At 72.6% G+C, this 21,014-nt stretch carries 19 protein-coding genes; 10 read left to right on the forward strand and 9 right to left on the reverse strand.

Annotated elements, in window-relative coordinates:
- The first annotated feature begins 18 nt into the window (after positions 1-18).
- From AB0H12_RS00755 to AB0H12_RS00775, 5 genes are all read left to right on the forward strand, one after another.
- Positions 19-768 (forward strand): SDR family NAD(P)-dependent oxidoreductase, encoded by a 750-nt coding sequence (locus AB0H12_RS00755; RefSeq protein ID WP_499619794.1) that lies wholly within the window; start codon positions 19-21, stop codon positions 766-768.
- A 124-nt stretch (positions 769-892) separates the two neighbouring features.
- A complete protein-coding gene (locus AB0H12_RS00760) occupies positions 893-1,267 on the forward strand; it encodes an SSI family serine proteinase inhibitor (protein ID WP_499619796.1) in 375 nt (124 codons plus the stop codon).
- Between the two features lie 204 nt (positions 1,268-1,471).
- Complete coding sequence (locus AB0H12_RS00765) at positions 1,472-2,143, forward strand: hypothetical protein (protein WP_499619798.1); 672 nt, start codon at positions 1,472-1,474, stop codon at positions 2,141-2,143.
- On the forward strand, positions 2,130-2,645 hold the full coding sequence (locus tag AB0H12_RS00770) for a phage holin family protein (RefSeq protein ID WP_499619800.1): 516 nt from the start codon (positions 2,130-2,132) through the stop codon (positions 2,643-2,645). The genes AB0H12_RS00765 and AB0H12_RS00770 overlap by 14 nt, the downstream gene beginning before the upstream one ends.
- Positions 2,621-3,319, forward strand: a complete 699-nt coding sequence (locus tag AB0H12_RS00775) for a DUF3618 domain-containing protein (RefSeq protein WP_499619801.1) — start codon at positions 2,621-2,623, stop codon at positions 3,317-3,319. The genes AB0H12_RS00770 and AB0H12_RS00775 overlap by 25 nt, the downstream gene beginning before the upstream one ends.
- Before the next feature lie 144 nt (positions 3,320-3,463).
- Here AB0H12_RS00775 and pcaC read toward each other — a convergent pair whose 3' ends face one another.
- The 7 genes from pcaC to AB0H12_RS00810 are packed head-to-tail and all read right to left on the reverse strand — an operon-like array spanning position 3,464 to position 8,801.
- A complete protein-coding gene (pcaC, locus tag AB0H12_RS00780; RefSeq protein WP_499619803.1) occupies positions 3,464-3,826 on the reverse strand; it encodes a 4-carboxymuconolactone decarboxylase in 363 nt (120 codons plus the stop codon).
- On the reverse strand, positions 3,823-4,572 hold the full coding sequence (gene pcaD, locus AB0H12_RS00785; protein WP_499619804.1) for a 3-oxoadipate enol-lactonase: 750 nt from the start codon (positions 4,570-4,572) through the stop codon (positions 3,823-3,825). The genes pcaC and pcaD overlap by 4 nt, the downstream gene beginning before the upstream one ends.
- Positions 4,569-5,957, reverse strand: coding sequence for a 3-carboxy-cis,cis-muconate cycloisomerase (pcaB, locus tag AB0H12_RS00790; protein ID WP_499619805.1), 1,389 nt, complete (start codon positions 5,955-5,957; stop codon positions 4,569-4,571). Before pcaB ends, pcaD begins: the two co-directional genes overlap by 4 nt.
- On the reverse strand, positions 5,932-6,507 hold the full coding sequence (gene pcaG / locus AB0H12_RS00795; protein WP_499619807.1) for a protocatechuate 3,4-dioxygenase subunit alpha: 576 nt from the start codon (positions 6,505-6,507) through the stop codon (positions 5,932-5,934). Before pcaG ends, pcaB begins: the two co-directional genes overlap by 26 nt.
- Complete coding sequence (pcaH, locus tag AB0H12_RS00800; RefSeq protein ID WP_499619808.1) at positions 6,500-7,222, reverse strand: protocatechuate 3,4-dioxygenase subunit beta; 723 nt, start codon at positions 7,220-7,222, stop codon at positions 6,500-6,502. The genes pcaG and pcaH overlap by 8 nt, the downstream gene beginning before the upstream one ends.
- A 35-nt stretch (positions 7,223-7,257) precedes the next feature.
- Positions 7,258-7,980: a CoA-transferase subunit beta gene (locus tag AB0H12_RS00805; RefSeq protein ID WP_499620771.1), complete on the reverse strand. Its 723-nt coding sequence runs from the start codon at positions 7,978-7,980 to the stop codon at positions 7,258-7,260.
- A gap of 23 nt (positions 7,981-8,003) precedes the next feature.
- Positions 8,004-8,801, reverse strand: a complete 798-nt coding sequence (locus AB0H12_RS00810) for a CoA transferase subunit A (RefSeq protein ID WP_499619810.1) — start codon at positions 8,799-8,801, stop codon at positions 8,004-8,006.
- 186 nt (positions 8,802-8,987) lie between these two features.
- Between AB0H12_RS00810 and AB0H12_RS00815 the strand changes: the two genes are divergently transcribed.
- From AB0H12_RS00815 to AB0H12_RS00825, 3 genes are all read left to right on the forward strand, one after another.
- Entirely contained in the window at positions 8,988-10,556 is a 1,569-nt protein-coding gene (locus AB0H12_RS00815; protein WP_499619811.1) for a DUF4331 domain-containing protein, read from the forward strand.
- Positions 10,557-10,617: 61 nt separating this feature from the next.
- The gene (locus AB0H12_RS00820) at positions 10,618-11,880 is read left to right on the forward strand and encodes a tetratricopeptide repeat protein (RefSeq protein ID WP_499619813.1); all 1,263 of its coding nucleotides are present in this window, start codon (positions 10,618-10,620) and stop codon (positions 11,878-11,880) included.
- Entirely contained in the window at positions 11,877-13,214 is a 1,338-nt protein-coding gene (locus AB0H12_RS00825; protein ID WP_499619814.1) for a nickel/cobalt transporter, read from the forward strand. Before AB0H12_RS00820 ends, AB0H12_RS00825 begins: the two co-directional genes overlap by 4 nt.
- A 110-nt stretch (positions 13,215-13,324) precedes the next feature.
- Here AB0H12_RS00825 and AB0H12_RS00830 read toward each other — a convergent pair whose 3' ends face one another.
- Positions 13,325-14,011 (reverse strand): maleylpyruvate isomerase family mycothiol-dependent enzyme, encoded by a 687-nt coding sequence (locus tag AB0H12_RS00830; RefSeq protein ID WP_499619816.1) that lies wholly within the window; start codon positions 14,009-14,011, stop codon positions 13,325-13,327.
- A gap of 103 nt (positions 14,012-14,114) precedes the next feature.
- Between AB0H12_RS00830 and AB0H12_RS00835 the strand changes: the two genes are divergently transcribed.
- Entirely contained in the window at positions 14,115-14,948 is an 834-nt protein-coding gene (locus tag AB0H12_RS00835) for a septum formation family protein (protein WP_499619817.1), read from the forward strand.
- An 8-nt stretch (positions 14,949-14,956) separates the two neighbouring features.
- On the opposite strand, the gene AB0H12_RS00840 is transcribed toward AB0H12_RS00835, so the two are convergent.
- Entirely contained in the window at positions 14,957-16,366 is a 1,410-nt protein-coding gene (locus AB0H12_RS00840; protein ID WP_499619819.1) for a PP2C family protein-serine/threonine phosphatase, read from the reverse strand.
- 95 nt (positions 16,367-16,461) lie between these two features.
- On the opposite strand from AB0H12_RS00840, the gene AB0H12_RS00845 reads away from it, so the two are divergent.
- The gene (locus AB0H12_RS00845; RefSeq protein ID WP_499619820.1) at positions 16,462-20,907 is read left to right on the forward strand and encodes a hybrid sensor histidine kinase/response regulator; all 4,446 of its coding nucleotides are present in this window, start codon (positions 16,462-16,464) and stop codon (positions 20,905-20,907) included.
- Positions 20,908-21,014: the final 107 nt, after the last annotated feature.

The raw sequence follows: 21,014 nt of genomic DNA on the forward strand, positions 1-21,014 counted from the left end.
GCGCTACTCTCCGTGCCCGTGACAGGACTTCTCGCCGACACGGTCGCGCTCGTCACCGGGGCCGGTGGGCTCATCGGGCACGGTATCGCGGTGCGGTTCGCGCGGGCCGGTGCGGCGGTGGTGGCGCACAGCCGACGAAGTGACGTGTCGGCGCTCGTCGCGGAGATCACGGCGAGCGGCGGTCGGGCCGTCGGGATCCTGGCCGACCTCACCGAGGAGGACGAGTGCCGGCGGCTGGTGCGCGAGGCGGCCGAGTGGGGCGGCCGGCTGGACGCGGTGGTCAACAACGCGGGCGTGCAGCCGGCGCAGGGACTGCCGGGCATGACGGCCGCGCAGTGGCGTGCGGTGGTGGACCTGAACCTCACCAGCGCGTTCTCCTGCACGCAGGCCGCCGCGGAGGTGCTGGCGGCGGGCGGTTCGGTCACCCACATCGCCTCGATCGAGGGCACGCGCCCCGCCGCCGGGCACGCGCACTACAGCGCGTCCAAGGCCGCCCTGATCATGCACGCGCGGTCGGCCGCGTTGGAGTACGGGCCGCGTGGCATCCGGGTCAACACCGTCTCCCCCGGCCTCGTCGACCGTCCCGGGCTCGCCGACGACTGGCCCGACGGGGTCGACCGGTGGACGAGGGCCGCGCCGCTCGGTCGGCTCGGTCGACCCGAGGACGTTGGCGACGCCTGCGTCTTCCTCGCCTCCCCGATGGCGTCGTGGATCACCGGGAATGACCTGGTGGTGGACGGTGGGATCAGCGCGCGACCCACTTGGTGAGCCATTCCCGGCGATGTGGAAACGTTAATTCACAGATTACGACATCCCGGTGAGATGGGAATCCGAGCGAATACGTGCCGCCCGATCAGGTCACCCCGGGGCCATGCGACGAACACGAACCCTCATGGCTTCCCTGTTCGCGTCCGGCCTGCTGGCCGCTCCGCTGATCGCCACCGGCACGGCATCCGCCGCGCCACCGGAGACGGACCTCGTGCTGGCGGTCTACCAGGAGGAAACCGGCGTCGACAGCACCCTGCTGACCTGCGACCCGGCGGCGGGTGACCACCGCGCGGCGCAGGCGGCGTGCGGTGAGATCGCGGCCGCCGACGGCGACTTCACGCAGTTGGCGGGCACCGAACCGCAGGTGTGCACCTTCGACTACCGGCCGGTGACCGCGGTCGCGTTCGGCTCGTGGCGCGGCACTCCCGTGCAGTACGTGGAGGAATTCCCGAACCGGTGCGTGATGGAGCAGGAGACGGGCACCGTTTTCTCGTTCTGACCGGCTGACCGGATAATCAACCGACTACCGACGACCCTGCGGCCGGAACACCGGCCGCAGGGTCGTCACACATTTTTCGACCATTCCGCGCCACCGCGCGAACGGCGCCGCCCGCGCCGGGATCGTTGTCGTTGCGAAGGAGGTTAGGCCTCGTCCACGGGGGTAGCTGGGTAGGGAGAGCACGCCGACCTTGAGGAGTCAGTCGTGGACGAGAACCAGGTGGGTGCGGTCCGCGAGACCGCCGGACAGGAGGGCGCGGCCGTGGCGCAGCACGCCAGGCAGGCGGCCGAGGACGTGCGTTCGACCGCGCGCGAGCAGGTCGGGCAGGTGGCCCACGAGGCGACGGGCCAGGCCAAGCACGTGGTGCACGACATGCGGGAACGGGTCGCGACCGAGGCCGAGGAGCAGGCGCGGCGGGTGTCGCGGCAGATCGACCGGATCGCCGACGAGCTGGGCACGATGGCCGACGGCTCGGGCCCCGATTCGCTGACCGCGGGCGCGCTGCGCCAGGTCTCCGACGCCGGCCGGCAGGCGGCGCGGTACCTCGACGAACGGGGTGCGCGCGGGCTGCTCGACTCGGCGCAGGACTTCGCGCGGCGCAAGCCGGGGACGTTCCTGATCGGCGCGGCGGTGGCGGGTTTCCTGGTCGCCCGCGCGGCGAAGAGCATGAGCGCCGGCGACCAGCAGCCGGCGCAGCCGCGGTACCCCCAGCGCGGCCACACCGACCAGACGCCGACGACGCCGGTGACCACGCCGACCGCCGTGCCGACGCCGAGTTCGACGCCGTCCTCACCGTCGCCGGTGCCGTCCGAGTACGGCACGCCGTCGCCGCGCGCCCCTTACCAGCCGGAGGGATCGCCGTATGTCCAGCGCTGAGACCCGCATGACCGGCGGCCTGGGGCCGCAGGTGCAGGGCCACGTGCCGGAGAGCCGCGCGGCGAGCGGTGCGGTGCCGTCGACCGGAGCGACACCGCCTCCGGGAGCCGTGCCGCCGACCGAGGACGAGCCCTCGTTGGGCCAACTCGTCGGCGAGCTGACCGAAGACCTGTCCCGGTTGATGCGCCAGGAGCTCGAACTCGCCAAGGCCGAGATCCGGCAGGAAGCCACCAAGGCGGGCAAGGCCGCCGGGATGCTCGGCGCGGCCGGTTTCGCCGGGTACATGACCGCGGTCCTGCTCAGCCTCGCGCTGGCGTTCGGCCTGGCGACGTTCCTGGGCTTGGGCTGGGCGACGCTCGTCGTCGCCGTGCTGTGGGGCATCGCCGGGTTCGCCCTGTTCTCCACCGGCCGCGCCCGGCTGCGCCAGGTGAACCCCAAGCCGGAGCGCACCATCGAGACCTTGAAGGAGGACGCGGAATGGGCCCGTCACCCGACCAGATAAGGCACGACATCGATCGGACCCGCGCCGAGTTGGTGGCGGACGCCAACCGGATCGTCGACCACGCCAGGCCGCGCAACATCGCGCACCGCCGGGCCGACCGGGTCCGACACCGGATGAGCACGTTGAAGGAGCGAGTCATGGGCACGGTTCCGGAGACCGCCTCGACGGTGCAGGACCGCACGGCGGGCATGGCGTCCGCCGTGGGCGAGCGCGCGCAGGACGCCGCCTCGACCGTCGGGGACAAGGCGCAGCACGCCGCGTCCGCGGTCGGTGAGAAGGCGCAGGAGGCCGCGCACGCCGTTCAGCAAGCGCCTGAGCAGGCACGACAACAGGCGCGGGGCAACCCGCTGGCGGCGGGGCTGATCGCGTTCGGCGCGGGTGCGCTGGTCGCGACCCTGATCCCGGCGACGCGGGCCGAGCAGGACGCCGTCCGCCGGCTCAGCGAACGCGCCGGCGGCGCCATGGAGCCGGTGAAGGAGGCGCTCACCGAGTCCGCGCAGAAGCTCAAGGACGACGCGGGCACCGTCGTGGGCGAGGCGGCGGACCAGGTCAGGCAGGTCGCCCAGGAGGCCAAGCAGACCACCGTCGAGCAGGCCAAGGGCTCCGCCCAGGAAGTCGGCCAACACGCGCGCGAATCCGGGCAGCAGGTGAGGTCCGAGGTCCGCAACCAGTGACCCGACGCGCCGACGGCGCCGACCGAGTGCCGGCGCCGTCGGTGTGCGGTCCGCGAAAGCACCCATCCGTCCAAGTTGGACGTGTAGCCCGCGGTCGGCGCGGGCCAAGCCGTAGCCGCCGGAGGAGATCGCGGGGGCGGTGGGTCAGTCCGACGCCAGGAGCGGCTGGGCCACGGCGAACGCGCGGTTCGCGGCCGGGACGCCCGCGTAGACGCCGACCTGCAGCAGCACTTCCTTGATCTCTTCGGCCGTCACGCCGTTGCGCAGCGCCGCGCGCACGTGCATGGCCAGCTCGTGCTCATGCCCGAGAGCGGCCAGCATCGCGAGCGTGACGCAGGACCGCACCCGCCGGTCCAGGCCAGGTCTGGTCCACACCTCGCCCCACGCGTAGCGGGTGATGAAGTCCTGGAAGTCCGCGGTGAACGCGTCGGTGTTCGCGACCGCCCGGTCGACGTGCTCGTCGCCGAGCACCTCCCGCCGCACGCGCATGCCCTCCTCGAAGCTCACAGGTGACCCTCCAGGATCGCGGAGACCTCGTCGGCCGCCTCCACGTTCGCCAGGTGCGCCCCCGGCACGAGGTGGAACGACGCGCCCGGCACCGAGTCGGCGATGAAACGACCCCAGCCCGGCGGCGTGGCCTCGTCGTCCGCACCCGCGACGACCGCCGTCGGCGCCTCGATCACCGGCAGCACGGACCGCAGGTCCATCGCCGCCAACGCCTCGCAGCACCCCGCATAGCCCTCGTCGTCCACTGAGGACAGACCGGCCTCGAACGCGGCCACCACCTCGGGTGACCGGGAGCGGAACGCCGGGGTGAACCAGCGGCCGGCCGCCGCGGCCGCGAGGGAGCCGGTGCCGGACGACCGCGCGGCCGCCGCGCGGTCCAGCCACGGCTGCGCGCTCGGGAACCCGGCCGCCGTGCAGCACAGCACCAGCCGCTCGATCCGCTCCGGCGCGTGCCCGGCCAGCCACATGCCGACCATGCCGCCCATCGACACGCCGCAGTACGACACGCGGGCCAGCCCGAGCGCGTCCAGCAGCTCCAGCACGTCGTCGGCGAGGTCGTCGATCCGGTACGGACCCGGCGCCGCCCCGGAACCGCCGTGACCCCGGTGGTCGTAGCGCAGCACCCGGAACCGCCGGTGCAGCGCGGGCAGCTGCCGGTCCCACAACGCGGTCGTGGTGCCGAGCGAGTTGCCCAGGACGACGACCGGCGCGTCCGGCGGCCCGCTCAACTCGTAGTGCGGCTTCACGGCCGCCTCCTCCCCCGGTGCGCCGCGAGGGCGCGGTCGGTGAACTCGCCCGCGCTGCCGGTGTACCCGGCCGGGTCGAGCGCCTCGTCTATCTCCTTCTCCGACAACCCGATCCGCAGGTCGGACAGCAGCGCGTCGCGCAGCGACTGCCCGGCCGCCACCGCGGTCCGGCACACCTCGCCGACCAGCTCCTGCGCCTCCGACCGGCCGATCTCGCCGGCCAGCCGCACGGCCACGTTCTCCGCCATCAGCAGCCCGCCGGTCAGGTCCAGGTTGCGGCGCATCCGCTGCGGGTCGACCCGCAGCCGCGACAGCAGCTCACGGGTGCCGCGCACCGCGCCGCCGACCAGCCGCAGCAGCTCGGTGACGGTCTGCCACTCGCTGTGCCACGCGCCGGCCGCGCGTTCGTGCTCCTGCGCCATCGCCGACAGCACCGTGGCCACCAGCCCCGGCACGCGGCGGGCGCACGCGGTCACCAGCACCGCGCGCACCGGGTTGTGCTTGTGCGGCATCGCCGACGACGTGCCGCCGTCGGCCTCGGCCACCTCGGCGACCTCGGTCTGCGCCAGCAGCACCACGTCCTGCGCGATCTTGGCCAGCACCCCGGACGCCTCGCCGAGCGCGCCCGCCAGCTCGGCCACCCTGGTCCGGTTGGTGTGCCACGGGATCAGCGGCGCGGCCAACCCGAGCTGGGCGGCCAGCTGCGCGGTCAGGTCGCCGCCCGAGCGCACCGCGGCCAGCGTGCCCGCCGCGCCGCCGAACTGCACGGCCAGCCGCTGCGTGCGCACGCGGGTCAGCGCGGCCTCGGCCTCGTCCACCGCGACCAGCCAGCCCGCGCACTTGAGCCCGAACGTGGTCGGCAGCGCGTGCTGGGTCAGCGTGCGGCCGGCGATCAGCGTGTCCCGGTGCCGTCGCGCGAGCCGTTCGCACTCGTCGGCCACGCCGCGCAGCCCGTCCAGGATCGGCCCGAGCGCGCGGAACGCGACCAGCGACAACGCGGTGTCGAGCACGTCCTGGCTGGTGGCGCCGTTGTGCACGGCCGCACGCCCCTCCGCGGTGACGTGCGCGCCGATCGCCCGGACCAGCGGCACGACCGGCGTGCCCGACGTGAGGGCGCCCTCGCCGAGGGCGACCGGGTCGTAGCGGCCGACGTCGATGGCCGTGACGACCATCCGGGCGGCCTCCTCGGACACGATGCCCGCCCTGGCCTGCACGATCGCCAGCGCGCGCTCGAAGTCCAGCATGGCGCGCAGCCACGCCCGGTCGCAGGTCTCGTCGTCCACGTCCGGGTCGGTGAACAGCGTGCCCCAGAGCGACCGCGTGCCCGGTTCCCGCGGCCCGGACGACCGGCCGCCGTGCTCAGAGGTCGAAGAAGACGGTTTCATGCTCCCCTTGCAGGTGGATGTCGAAGCGGTAGCCAGGTGGCTCCGTCTCGGCGATGAGCGTCGGCCGCCTGGTCGGGTCGATCGAGGTGAGCACCGGGTCGTCGGCGTTGGCCTCCTCGTCGGGGAAGTAGATCCGCGTGACCAGTCGCACCAGCATGCCCCGGCAGAACACCGACACGTCGAGGTGGGGTGCCTGCCGGCCGTCCGCCGCCGCACCGCCGCCGGTCGCGGGCAGCGGGCCTGGTTTGACGGTCAGCAGCGAGTACCGCCCCTCGTCGTCCGTGGCGCTGCGGCCGAAGCCGCGGAAATCCTTCCAGCGCACCGCGCCACGCGGGTCGTCGGGGTGGTCGAACCGGCCGTCGGGGTCGGCCTGCCACGTCTCGACCACCGCGTCCGGCACCGGCGCGCCCGCTCCGTCGTACACCGTCCCGCCGATCCAGAACGCGCCCGGCGTGCCCTCGGGCACCACGAACGGGCCGTCGGACCACACCAGGCCGAACGAGAAGAACGGGCCGACGGTCTGCGACGGCGTCGTCTGGAGTTCACTCATCGTCGTCCTCCTCTTCGAGCGGCGTCGGGTTCTTGCCCCGCAGCACGATGTCCCACCGGTAGCCCAGCGCCCACTCGGGCACGGTGGTGTCCAGGTCGAACCGGGCCACCATCGCCTCGCGGGCCTTCGGGTCGCGGACCGAGTTGAAGATCGGGTCCTGGGCGAACAGGGGGTCGCCCGGGAAGTACATCTGGGTGATCAGCCGCTGGGTGAACGCGGTGCCGAACAGCGAGAAGTGGATGTGCGCGGGCCGCCAGGCGTTGTCGTGGTTGCGCCACGGGTACGCGCCCGGCTGGATCGTGGTGAACGAGTACCGACCCTCGGCATCGGTGATGACGCGGCCGACGCCGGTGAAGTTCGGGTCCAGCGGCGCGGGGTGGCGGTCGGCGTCGTGCCGGTAGCGCCCGCCCGCGTTGGCCTGCCACACCTCCAGCAGGGTGCCCGCGACCGGCCGGCCGTCGCCGTCGAGCACGCGGCCGGCGACGATGATGCGCTGGCCCTGCGGCTCGCCGTCGTGGCCGAGGGTCAGGTCGTTGTCGTGCGGACCGACGCGGCCCTCGCCGAGCAGCGGCCCGGTGATCTCGCCGAGCCGCTGCGGGAGCAGCTCGAACGGCCGGTGCGGCGCCCGCAGCACGTTGGACCGGTACTCGGGGAAGGCCACGGGCGGGTGTGACGGCGCGTCCGGCCGGTAGGTGTGCGGCAGGTGGGTCGGCACCGGGTTCTCCTGTTCGTCGTGCCGAGGGGGATGGCCTAGCGGGTCAGCTCGCGGAGCACGGCGAGTTCGAGGTCGGTCGGCGGTTCGCCGCGGTCCAGCTCGTCGGCGACCTCCAGGTCCCACCCGGTGCGCTCACGCGCGGTCGCCAGGTCGACGCCGGGGTGCAACGCGGTCAGCACCAGCTCGCAGGTCCGCGGGTCGGGCCGCAGCACGCCGAGGTCGGTGATCACCAGCCGCGGCCCGGAGCCGGACAGGCCGAGCTCCTCCCGCCCACCCGGCCCGGACCCGAAGCCGAACGACGTGACGAAGTCGACCCGCTCCACGAACGCACGCCTGGTCTGCCGCACCACCACGACCACCTCGCGGCACGACGCGGCGATCTCGGGCGCGCCGCCCGCGCCGGGCAGCCGCACGCCGGGGTTGCGGTAGTCGCCGCCGATCACGGTCGTGTTGATGTTGCCGAACCGGTCCAGCTGGGCCGCCCCGAGGAAGCCGACGTCGATCCGGCCCGGTTGCAGCCAGTAGTTGAAGATCTCCGGCACGCCGACCACGCTGACCGCCGTGTCGGCCAGCACGCCGTCGCCGATCGACAGCGGCAGCCGGTCCGGTTTCGCGCCGATCGTGCCGGACTCGTAGACCAGCACGAGGTCCGGCGCGTGCGTGCGGCGGGCCAGGTTGGCCGCGGTGCTGGGCAGGCCGATGCCGACGAAGCACACGGCGCCGTCGCGCAACGCCCGTGCCGCCGCGACCGTCATCATCTCGTCGGACGTGTACTCCGCGCTCACGCGACGCTCTCCAACCACTGCGCGAACCGGTCCCGGTCCCGGCTGATCTCGTCCCACGCCACGTAGAAGTCGTTGTCCCGCACCGAGTAGTCGTGCGCGTAGGACGGGTGCGCCCCGCCCGGCGCCTCGGCGACGTAGTCCACCACCCACGACGGCAGCACCACCGCGCCCGGCCGGGGCTCCAGCTCGTCCACGACCTCCTCAACGGTGACGAGCGAGCGGGTCGCGGCCAGCACCGCCTCCTTCTGCACGCCCGTGATGCCCCACAGCTGCACGTTGCCGTGCCGGTCGGCGCGTTGGGCGTGCACGACGGCGGCGTCCAGGTCGAGCGCGGCGACGGCGGTCAGCACCTCGCCGGTGAACGGGCAGGTCACCGACGCGATGTTGGAGGTCTGGGCGGGCAGGTCGGTGCCGGTGTAGCCGCGCAGCACGGCGAACGGCAGCCCGGACGCGGCGGCGACGTACCGGTTGGCCATGCCCGCGTGGCTGTGCTCCTCCAGCTCCAGCGGGCGCGGCCAGCCGTGCTGCACGGCGTCGCGGAACCGGTGCAGCGAGCCGACACCGGGGTTGCCGCCCCACGAGAACACCAGCTTGCGCGCGCAGCCCGCGCCGATGAGCTGGTCGTAGAGCACGTCGGGCGTCATCCGGACCAGGGTCAGGTCACGCCTGCCCTGCCGGATCACCTCGTGCCCGGCGGCGAACGGGATCAAGTGCGTGAACCCCTCGAAAGCCACGGTGTCGCCGTCGCGCACGACCTCCGCGACGGCCTCCGCGAGGGGGGCGATGGTGGCCAATCCGACCTCCCGTTCCGACCGCCGTGAACCGGCTTCGACGTGCGGCGAACGCTAGGTAGGCCGTCCGGAACGGGTCAACGGGATCTTCCACTCACCGGAAGCACCGACCCCCTACCTTCTGAACCGGACGTGCCCGCGGGCCGAACTTCCTCATGTCAGCCCGCGCACCTGATGGAGGGATCGAGCATGTCCACACCGCTCACCGGCCGCCGTGCCGCCAAGGCGGTCGCGCTGGCCGCGGTCGGCGCCACGGCGCTGGCCACCGGTCTGCTCGGCGCGACCGGTGCGGGTGCGTCGAGCCACCGCGAGGCGCCGCTGATCGCGGGCGACCCGGCGGTCGACAACACCGACGTCTACGCGTTCGTCAGCCCCGACCACCCGGACACCGTGACGCTGATCGCGAACTTCTCCCCCTTCCAGGAGCCGAACGGCGGCCCGAACTTCTACCCGTTCGCGACCGACGCGCGCTACGACCTCAACGTCGACAACGACGGCGACGCCCGAGCCGACCTCACCTACCGCTTCACGTTCCAGAACGACGACCGGCGCGGCAAGTCGACGTTCCTGTACAACAACGGCGCCGTGACGTCGTTGGACGACGAGAACCTGCTGTTCCGGCAGACCTACACGCTGGAGCTGGTGGATCGGCGGGGGGCGTCCACGAAGCTGGTGGGCAAGGGGAAGGTCGCGCCGTCCAACACCGGGCCGAAGTCGATGCCGGACTACCGCGCGTTGCGCGACCAGGCCATCACGCCGATCCAGGGCGGCGCGAAGGCCTACGTCGGGCAGGCGGACGACTCGTTCTTCCTCGACCTGCGGGTGTTCGACCTGCTCTACGGCGGCGACCTGTCCGAGGTCGGGCAGGACACGCTGCGCGGCTTCAACGCCAACACCATCGCGTTGCAGGTGCCGAAGGCGTGGCTGGCGTTGAAGGGCGACGCGAAGCGCAACCCGGTGATCGGGGTGTGGGGCGACACCGAGCGCCGCTCGATGGAGCTCAGCCCCGGCCGCTACCGGGCGCACGGCGACTGGGTGCAGGTGTCCCGGCTGGGTAACCCGCTGGTCAACGAGGTGGTCGTGCCGGCGGGGCTGAAGGACAGGTTCAACTCGCTGACACCGGACCAGGACGGCAAGGTCAAGGAGCTCGTGGACCGGGTGACGAACCCGGAGCTGCCCGCGCTGGTGGAGGCGATCTACCGGATCCCCGCGCCGAAGGGCCGGCGCGACGACCTGGTGGAGGTCTTCCTGACCGGCATCACCACGGAGCTCGGCGGTCCGATCAAGGCCGACCTGAACTCCCAGGTCCTGAACGCCGACGTGGACGAGCGCGAGTTCGTGCCGTCCGAGCAGCTGCGGCTCAACATGTCGGTCGCGCCGGCGGCCGAGCCGAACCGCCTCGGCGTGCTCGTCAAGGACAACCAGGGCTTCCCCAACGGGCGCAGGCTGTCCGACGACGTGCTGGACATCGGGCTGCAGACGCTGGAGGGCGCGGCGGTGAACGGCGTGGTCGAGGCGCTGGCCGCCGGTGACAAGGTCGACGCGAACGAGAACGCGTTCGAGAAGCAGTTCCCGTACGTGGCCCTGCCGAACAACACCGCGGTCAACGCCGGCGGCGCGGAGGTCGCGATCAAGCCGACAGCGGGTGGCGGCCTGCCGACCGCGCCCCTGTTGAGCGGACTGCTCGCCATCCTGCTGATCGGCGCCGGGGCCTGGGTCCTGCGCCACCGCGTTCAGCAGGACCCCCCGACCGAGTAGTCCGCGTCCCCCTTGGAGGGTCTCCCCTCCCTCCAAGGGGGACATCTCCTTGGAGGCCGCCATGCTCCGGCTCGTCGCCGTCACCGCCGTCGTCGGCGGGATCGCCCTGCTCGTCACGGCCGTGACCTCCCTGTCCACTTCGGACGCTCCGGCGCCGCCGGCCGGCGCGGTGGCGGAGGTCGCCGCGCACCGGACCGTCTCGGCGTTGCAGGACAAGCTGCGCCGCACGCCGTCGGACGCGGGCGCGTGGGCCGCGCTGGGGTCGGCGTACGTCGAGCAGGCGCGGATCACCGGCGACCCGTCGTACTACGAGAAGGCGCAGGGCGCGCTGGACACGTCGTTGCGGCACCAGCCGGAGGGCAACGGGTTCGCCTCGATCGGGTTGGGCGCGCTGGCGAACGCGCGGCACGACTTCGCGGCGGCCCGGGACCACGCGTCACGGGCGCAGGCAGTGCTGCCGGGCACCGCCGAGGTGTACGGGGTGCTGGCCGATGCGTTGACGCAGCTCGGGATGGCCGCCGAGGCCACCGCCGCGGTGCAGCGGATGCTGGACCTGGAGCCCGGCGTCCCGTCGTTCACGCGGGCCGCCTACGACCTGGAGCAACGAGGCGACGTGCCGGGCGCGCGCGAGGCGCTGGAGCGGGCGTTGAGCGCGGCGGGCGCGGCGCCGGACGTGGTGTTCTGCCGCTACCACCTGGGTGAGCTGGCGTTCGACAACGGTGACCTGGACGAGGCGCTGTCGCAGTACTCGCAGGCGTTGGCGGTGGACCCGCGCGACGTGATGTCGTCGCAGGGCAGGGCGAAGGTCTTGTTCGCGCGCGGTTCGGTGGACGAGGCGCTGCGGCTGTACTCGGAACTGGTCCAGCGCGCGCCGTTGCCTCAACTCGTGCACGAGTACGCCACCATGCTGCGCGCGGCGGGACGTGACCCCTCGCCGCAGTTCGCCGTGCTGGAACGGCAGTTCGCGCTGGCGCCGGACGACCTGGCGGCGTCCGCGGTGGCGGCGGACCGGGGTGACGCGGTGTCGGCGTTGCGGCTGGCCCAGGCCGAGTGGGGACGGCGGCAGCACGTGCTGGTGGCGGACGCGCTGGGGTGGGCGTTGCACCTGAACGGTCGGCACGAGGAGGCGTTGGCGTTCGCCGACCGCGCGGTCTCGACCGGGTGGCACAACGCCGCGTTCCTCTACCACCGGGGCGTGATCCTGGCCGCGCTGGGACGTGGTGACGAGGCGGCGGGGGTGCTGGACGAGGCGTTGCGGATCAACCCGCACTTCTCGTTCGTGGACGCCCCGCGGGCGCGTGCGGCGCTGGACGGTCTGCGGTGAAGGTCCTCGGCCTGGTGCTGATGGGGTTGCTGCTGTTCCCGGCGCAGGCGGGGGCGCACCCGTTGGGCAACTTCACGGTCAACCACTACCACGGGATCACCGTGCACCCGGATCGCGTGACCGTGCGCGCGGTGGTGGACATCGCCGAGATCCCCACCGTGCAGGAGCGGCCGGCGGAGGTGGCTGATTACGCGGCACGCGAGTGCGCCGCCCTGTCGCGGGCCACGTCGGTCGAGGTGGAGGGCCGGGCCGTGCCGGTCGAGGTGCGGTCGAGCGCGGTCGAGTTCCCGACCGGTGACGCGGGGCTGGCGACCACCCGGCTGACGTGCGTGGTGGAGGCCGCCGCGTCGGGGTCGACGGTGGCGGTGCGGGCCGGGTACCGGGACGACCGCGTCGGCTGGCGGGAGATGACGGCGGTGGGCGACGGCGTGGCGCTGCTCGACCCGCCGGTGCCGGCGGTGAGCGTGACGGGTGAGTTGCGGGAGTACCCGGACGACCTGCTGGCGGACCCGTTGGACGTGCGCTCGGTGGTGTTGGAGGTCGGGGCGGGGTCGTCCGCGCCGGTGGTCGGCACGGCCGTGGGCGGGTCGTCGTTGTGGGGTGCGGCCACGCGGACGTTCACGTCGTTCGTCGGCGTTCGGCACCCGACGCCGCTGGTCGGGGTGTTGGCGGTGCTGTTGTCGCTGGTACTGGGCGCGGGGCACGCGGCGTTGCCGGGGCACGGGAAGACGGTGATCGCGGCGTACCTGGCGGGTCGGGCGGGCAGGCCCCGTGACGCTCTGGTGGTGGGTGCGACGGTGACGGTGACGCACACGGCCGGGGTGTTGGTGGTGGGGCTGCTGATCAGCGCGACGAGTGCGGTGACCGGTGACGCGGCGCTGCGGTGGGCGGGGGTGGTGAGCGGCCTGCTGGTGGCGGCGATCGGCGTCGGGCTGCTGCGCACGTCGCTGAGGGAGCGCCGGCCCGCGCTCGTCGGACACGGACACGGGCACGGGCACGGGCATGGGCATGGGCATGGGCACGGTGTCGGGCGGAGCGGTCTCGTCGGCATGGGTGTGGCCGGTGGTCTGGTGCCGAGCCCGTCCGCGCTGGTCGTGCTGCTCGGCGCGGTGGCGTTGGGCCGGACCTGGTTCGGAGTGCTGCTCGTCCTCGGCTACGGCCTCGGCATGGCCGCCACGCTGACCGCCGTCGGCCTCGTCCTGGTCCGCCTGCGGGACCGCCTGGCCGCCGTCGAACGCCTGCGCGACCGCTTGACCGCCCTGCCCGTGATCACCGCGGCGCTCGTGGTGACCGTCGGCGTGGGACTGGCCGTGCGGGCGGGATCGGGGCTGTGAGTACCTTTGCGGACCGCGACGACGCCGGTGGCACGCGTGACCGAGCGGTCGGGGAAGTCCTGGGACGAGCCGTCCCAGACCGCCCTGCACCGGGTGCCGTTGTCGCTGGATCAGTTCGGCAAGTCCTGACGGCGCGCCGGGTACGACGGCCACGGGCCGAGTTCCGGCAGCGGCGCGGCGGAGGTGGGCGGCTCGTCGGGCACGCGCCTGGCGAGCCAGGCGGCGAGGTCGCGCACCCCGCCGACCACCTCCGTGCCCGCGCCCCACGTCCTCGGCACGTCGGTCGCCCGCAGGGACACGCCGGCGGGCAGCCGCGGCAGCAGCACACCGGTGGTGTGCGCGGCGAAGTCCGCGCTCCACTCGGCGGGCCGGACGCCGAGGTCGAGGTCCAGCAGGTGGATCCACACCTCGCGCCAGCGCGTGAACACCGGCGGGACCGGATCGGCCTCGTCCGGGTCGACCGGCTCCGACCAGTCCACGATGCCCGCCCACGCCCGTTCCAGGCGTTCGGACTGCTCGGCGGTCGCGGCACGGTGCTCGTCCGCGCCGCGGGACGCGGTGGCCTCGATGATCGCGTCCCGTTCACCCGGCTCCCACATCGCGACCCGCTCGCCACGGGACAGGTGCTCGATCACCCGGCTGCGGGCGCGGGCGGCGTCGGCGAGGTGTGCCAGCACGTGCCCCCGCGTCCAGCCCGGCAGCAGCGACGGCTCCGCGACCTGCGCGTCGGTCAGGCCGGCGATCGCGTCGAGCAGCCGGCGGTGGGCTCGCGCGATCTCGTCGAGAGGTGGCTCCACAGCACCCGATCCTAGGGACCCGGGGACGTCGGGGGCGCCGTCCCGCAGGCAGGTTGCTGCCATCACGGCGTCGGTGTCGGTGGCGGGACCTTACGTTGGCCGGGTGGTGGATTCCCTGTGGTGGCGCGGCGTTGCCGGCGTGCTCGCGCTCGTGCTGACGAGTGCCTGCGGCAGCACCTCGGTGCCCGGCACGCCGAGAGCGGCGCCGTCGGTGGTGACCACGACCTCCGCCGAGCCACCGCCGAAGCGGGTGGGGACCTACGGACCCGGCGACTGCCTGGCCATCGTGGACAACGCCTTCCAGCCCGTCGGCTGCGAGCGGGAGCACAAGGCGGAGGTGGTGCTGTCCGACCACCTGCCGACCGGGTTCCCGGCCGACTTCCCGCCGGTGGGCACGACGATCTCACCCACGTGCCGGACCGCGGTGGCCGCGTACCTGGCCGGTCCGGACGCCCAGGCCACGAGGCTGGAGCACCGGGTCCTGTGGCCGACCCAGGAGCAGTGGGCCGCCGGTGAGCGGTGGTTCGCCTGCGCGATGCTGGAACGCGGGCCGGACGACAAGGCGGCGACGCGGACCGGGAGCCTCAAGGGCGCGCTCTCGGCGGGTCTCGGCGCGCTGCGGCGGTGCTACGCCGGCGAGCCGCTGGACGAACCGGCCCGGGTCGTGCCCTGCGACCAGCCGCACCGCAGCGAGGCCGTGCCCGGGGTGGTCCGGCTGGGATCCCACACCGATCCAGTGCCGAGCTACCGGACGATGATGGAGCTGTCGCTGGCCCCCTGCACCCGGGCGGTCGAGGCGTACTTGGGCGGGTCACGGCCCGGTGTCACGGCGCACTCGGTGATGCCGGCCCCGGAGTACTGGTCGTCCGGCGCCACCTACGCCGTCTGCTACGCCATCACCGCCGAACCGGTGACCGGCACGCTCGGCGCCCGTTAGCCGCTCCCTCAGGACGCCGCTTGCAGCAACAGCAGGGTCAGGTCGTCGTGCTCCCCCTGCCCGAGCCAGTCGAACACGACGCGCCGCAGGTGGTCGGACACCGCCTCGGCCGACAGGCCGGCGCAGTCCGCCAGCGCCGCCTTCAGCCGCACGTCGCCGAACAGCTCCTGCCGGTCGTCGTGCTTGCGCGCCTCGGTCAACCCGTCGCTGTAGAGCAGCAACGTCTCCCCCGGCGCCAGGGCGACGGTCGTCTGGTTGAACCGCACCTCCGGCAGCACGCCGACGATCCCGCCGTGCACGGCGATCTCGTCCACCCGACCGTCTGCGCGCAGCACGAGCGGCGCGGGGTGGCCGCCGGCGGCCAGGGTCAGCCGCAGGCCGCCGGTCTGGACCGGCATCGCCGTGCCGACGACGAGGGTGGTGAACAGGCGGCTGCCCGCGGCGCGCAGAGCGGCGTTGAGCAGGTACAACAGCTGTGCGGGCCGTTGCTCGACCACGAGCAGGGTGTGCAGGCTCCGCCGCACCCGGCTGCTGTGCACCGCGGCCTCCAGCCCGTTGCCCGCCACGTCGCCGAGCACGAACGCCGCGCTGCCGTCCTCACGCGGGTGGACGTCGTAGAAGTCGCCGCCGACCAGGACCCGCCGGTGCGCCGGCTCGTAGACGCGGGCCAGGTGGACGCCCGGGACTTCGGGCAGGGGTACGGGCAGCAGGTCCGCCCGCAGGGCCTCCACGGTCTGCTGCTGCTCGCTGAACCGGGTGCTCGCCTCGACCGCCGCGGCGGCCCGTGCCGCGTACCGCTTGAGCAGGTCGACCTGCCACGTGCCGCCGAAGCAGACCAGCGCGCCGCCCTCGGTCAGCGGCACGGCCACGCCGACACCGGACGCGCCCCACGGTCCCTCGCCCAGCTCGGTCAGCTCGGCGTGGTCGACCAGTCGTTCCAGCACGGCGGTGAGGCCGGGCGCGGTGCCGGCGACCTGGGGGGTGGTGCGGGCCACGGCCACGTCGCCCGCGGGCGTGCGCCGCCACCATTCGAGACGGCCCCGGACGCCGGGCAGCACCAGGACGGTGTGCTCGGCGGGCGCCAGCTCGACCACGGCGCGCAGCGTCGCCGCGCGGTCCGTGAGCGACGCCAGCCGGCGCGCGGCGTCGTCCAGGACGTCGTCCACGCCCCGGTACAGGGCGACCCAGCCGTCGCCGAGGTCCTGCCGCCGGCCGCGACCGGCGCCGCCGGCGCCGTCGTCCGGCAGCATCGAGCCCGTCCGGACCTGCGGGAACAGCGCGGGTGCGAGAGGGTTGGCCAACCGGACGACACCTTCCGGGTCCAGCACGACGACGGCCTCGTGGAAGCCGTCGACCACACGACGCCACGCGTCGAGGTCGAGGCCCGTGTCGGCGCCTTGCCGGTAGCCCTGGGCCATCACGGCTCCTGTGTGTCGGGTTGACCCAACCTATCGGACAAGTTGCCTCCAACAGTGGCAGGCTTGGCGCAGTTCCGCTGACATCGGAGGCTCGTGTGACGACCGCCCAGGACGACACGGACGTGACCCTGTCCCGACTGCTGACCGCGATGCGTGAGATGAAGGACGGCAATTTCCGCCGTCGTCTCGTGGTGCCACGCGACGGGGTGACAGCCGAGCTGGCCGAGGTCTTCAACGAGATCGCGGAGCGCAACCAGTGGCTGGTCGGCGAGCTGGTCCGGGTGCGGCAGTCCGTCGGCCAGGAGGGCAGGCTGGGCGAGCGGCTGGCCCCGAGCACCTCGACCGGCGGCTGGGCCACGGCGGCCGACTCGGTGAACGGCCTGATCGACGACCTGACCAGGCCGACCGCCGAGCTGAGCCGCGTGCTCGCCGCGGTCGCCGAGGGCGACCTGTCGCAGGAGATCGTGGTGGACGCGCGCGGCGAGGTCGCCGTGCTGGTGGAGAGCTTCAACTCGATGACGGCCACGCTGCGGACGTTCGCGGGCGAGGTCACGCGGGTGGCGCGCGAGATCGGCACCGACGGACGGCTGGGCGGCACGGCGGTCGTGCCCGGGGTGGCGGGCACGTGGAAGGACCTGACCGACTCGGTCAACTTCATGTCCGACAACCTGACCAAGCAGGTCCGCGACATCGCGCAGGTGGCGACGGCGGTGGCGCAGGGCGACCTGTCGCAGAAGATCACCGTGACGGTGGCGGGCGAGATGCTGGAGTTGAAGGACACCGTCAACACGATGGTGGACCAGCTGTCCTCGTTCGCCGACGAAGTCACCCGCGTGGCCCGCGAGGTGGGCACCGACGGACGGCTGGGCGGCCAGGCCCAGGTGCCGGGCGTCGCGGGCACCTGGCGCGACCTGACCGACAACGTGAACTTCATGGCGAACAACCTGACGTCGCAGGTGCGGAACATCGCGCAGGTCGCGACGGCGGTGGCACAGGGCGACCTGTCGCAGAAGATCACGGTCGACGCGCGCGGCGAGATCCTGGAGCTGAAGTCGACCATCAACACGATGGTCGACCAGCTGTCCTCGTTCGCCGACGAAGTCACCCGCGTGGCCCGCGAGGTGGGCACCGACGGACGGCTGGGCGGCCAGGCCCAGGTGCCGGGCGTCGCGGGCACCTGGCGCGACCTGACCGACTCCGTGAACTTCATGGCCGGCAACCTGACCTCGCAGGTCCGCAACATCGCGCAGGTCACGACGGCGGTCGCGCAGGGCGACCTGTCGCAGAAGATCGACGTCGACGCGCGCGGCGAGATCCTGCAGCTCAAGACCACCATCAACACGATGGTCGACCAGCTGTCCTCGTTCGCGGCCGAGGTCACGCGGGTGGCGCGCGAGGTCGGCAGTGACGGGCGGTTGGGCGGCCAGGCCCAGGTGCCGGGCGTCGCGGGCACCTGGCGGGACCTGACCGACTCCGTGAACTTCATGGCCGGCAACCTGACCTCGCAGGTCCGCAACATCGCGCAGGTCGCGACGGCGGTCGCGCGGGGTGACCTGTCGCAGAAGATCACGGTCAACGCGCGCGGCGAGATCCTGGAGCTGAAGGACACCATCAACACGATGGTGGACCAGCTGTCCTCGTTCGCCGACGAAGTCACCCGCGTGGCCCGCGAGGTGGGCACCGACGGACGGCTGGGCGGCCAGGCCCAGGTGCCGGGCGTCGCGGGCACGTGGCGCGACCTGACCGATTCGGTCAACTTCATGGCCAACAACCTGACGGCCCAGGTCCGGTCGATCGCCCAGGTGACGACGGCGGTGGCCGGTGGCGACCTGTCCCAGAAGATCACGGTCGACGCGCGCGGCGAGATCCTGGAGCTCAAGTCGACCATCAACACGATGGTCGACCAGCTGTCCTCGTTCGCCGACGAAGTCACCCGCGTGGCCCGCGAGGTGGGCACCGACGGACGGCTGGGCGGCCAGGCCAGGGTGCCGGGGGTCGCCGGCACGTGGAAGGACCTCACGGACAACGTCAACGTGATGGCCGACAACCTGTCCACGCAGGTCAGATCCATCGCGGCGGTGGCGACGGCGGTCGCGGGCGGCGACCTGTCCAAGAAGATCGCGGTCGAGGCCAAGGGCGAGGTCGCGGCGCTGGCGGACACCATCAACGGCATGGTGGACACGCTGCGGGCGTTCGCCGACGAGGTCACCCGCGTGTCGCGCGAGGTCGGCACCGAAGGGATCCTCGGTGGTCAGGCACGCGTGCCGAACGTGGCGGGCACCTGGAAGGACCTCACCGAGAACGTCAACTTCATGGCGAACAACCTCACGTCGCAGGTGCGCAACATCGCCCAGGTGACGACGGCGGTGGCGCTCGGCGACCTGTCCAAGAAGATCGACGTCGACGCGCGCGGCGAGATCCTGGAGCTGAAGACCACCATCAACACGATGGTCGACCAGCTGTCCTCGTTCGCCCAGGAGGTCACGCGCGTCGCGAGGGAGGTCGGCACCGAGGGCAAGCTCGGCGGCCAGGCCGAGGTGGAAGGCGTCTCGGGCACCTGGAAGCGGCTCACCGAGAACGTCAACGAGCTGGCCGGGAACCTGACCCGGCAGGTCCGCGCGATCGCGGTGGTGGCGACGGCGGTGACGGCGGGCGACCTGACCCGGCAGATCACCGTCGACGCCTCCGGCGAGGTCGCCGACCTCAAGGACAACATCAACCGGATGATCGGCAACCTGCGGGCGTCCACCCGCGCCAACCAGGAGCAGGACTGGTTGAAGACGAACCTGGCGAGGTTGTCCGGCCAGATGCAGGGGCACCGGGACCTCAACGCCATGGCGTCGCTGGTGATCAGCGAGCTGACGCCGCTGGTGTCGGCGCAGCACGGCGCGTTCTTCCTGGCGGACCCCGAGTCGAACGCCCTGGACCTGACCGCGTCCTACGGGTACACGCCGCTCGGCGGTCGGCCCACGCGGTTCACGCGTGGCGAGTCGTTGGTCGGGCAGGTCGCGGTGGAGAAGAAGACGGTGCTGGTCACCGACGTGCCGCCGGGGTACATCGAGATCGGCTCCGGGCTCGGTTCGGCGCCGCCGGCGAACCTGGTGATACTGCCGATCGTGTTCCAGGGCGAGACGCTCGGCGTGATCGAGCTGGGGTCGTTCGGCGAGTTCACCGAGGTGCACCTGGACCTGCTGGACCAGCTCAAGGAGAACATCGGCGTCAACCTGAACACGATGCTGGCGAACGCGCGGACGGACACCCTGCTGGTGGAGTCGCAGCGGCTGACCGAGGAGCTGCGGGCCGGTTCGGTCGAGCTGGAGGCGCGGGCGCGGCAGCTGTCGTCGGCGTCGAAGTACAAGTCGGAGTTCATGGCGAACATGTCGCACGAGCTGCGCACGCCGTTGAACAGCCTGCTGATCCTGGCGAAGCTGCTGGCGGACAACCTGGACGGGAACCTGAACCCGAAGCAGGTGGAGTTCGCCAAGACGATCCACTCGTCGGGCACCGATCTGCTGCAGCTGATCGACGACATCCTGGACCTGACCAAGGTCGAGGCCGGGCACATGCAGGTGCAGACGGACCCGGTGCACGTGTCCGACGTCGTCGGGTACGTCGAGGCGATGACCTCGCCGCTGGCCGCGGAGAAGGGGCTGGCGTTCGAGGTCGTGGTGGAGCCGGACGTGCCGCCCACCCTGCACACCGACGAGCACCGGTTGCAGCAGATCCTGCGGAACCTGCTGTCGAACGCGGTCAAGTTCACGCACGACGGTGAGATCAAGCTGCGGATCCGGGTGGTCGAGGGCTCGATCGCGTTCGACGTGCAGGACACCGGCATCGGCATCCCGTCGGACAAGCTGTCGGTGATCTTCGAGGCGTTCCAGCAGGCGGACGGCACGACGTCGCGGAAGTACGGCGGCACCGGGTTGGGCCTGTCGATCAGCCGGGAGCTGGCGGCGTTGCTCGACGGTCGGTTGGACGTGCGGTCCGAGCCGGGCGTCGGGTCGACGTTCACGCTGTACCTGCCGTTGGCGGAGCAGGGCCTTGTGCCGCCGGTCCCGGTGGAGCCGGAGGTCGTGCCGGAGCTGCTGACGCCCGCCGACGACCCGACGCAGCAGCTGGTCGCGCCGTCGGAGCTGCCGCCCGCGCCGATGCGGTTCCACGGCGAGAAGGTGTTGATCGTCGACGACGACCTGCGGAACGTGTTCGCGCTGACGAGCGTGTTGGAGCTGCACGGGTTGCAGGTGATCTACGCGGACAACGGGATCACCGGTGTGCGGGCGTTGGAGCAGTACGACGACGTGACGCTGGTGTTGATGGACATCATGATGCCGGAGTTGGACGGCAACGCGACCATGGCCGCGATCCGGGCGATGTCGCGGTACGCCGACCTGCCGGTGATCGCGGTGACGGCCAAGGCGATGAAGGGTGACCGGGAGAAGTCGCTGGCTTCGGGCGCTACCGACTACGTGACCAAGCCGGTGGACACCGAACACCTGCTGCGCCTGATCGCCTTCTACCTGGGCCTCGACCAGACCGACTGACCCGCACCCCCGCGTGCCGAACCCTCACAACGCGAGAGTCCTACGTCCAGAGCGCGAGAGTCCTACGTTCGGACACCCCGAGTTGAACGTTCGGGTCGGGGTCGAGC

Source organism: Actinosynnema sp. NPDC023794 (genome assembly GCF_040639675.1).
GTDB lineage: Bacteria > Actinomycetota > Actinomycetes > Mycobacteriales > Pseudonocardiaceae > Actinosynnema > Actinosynnema luteola.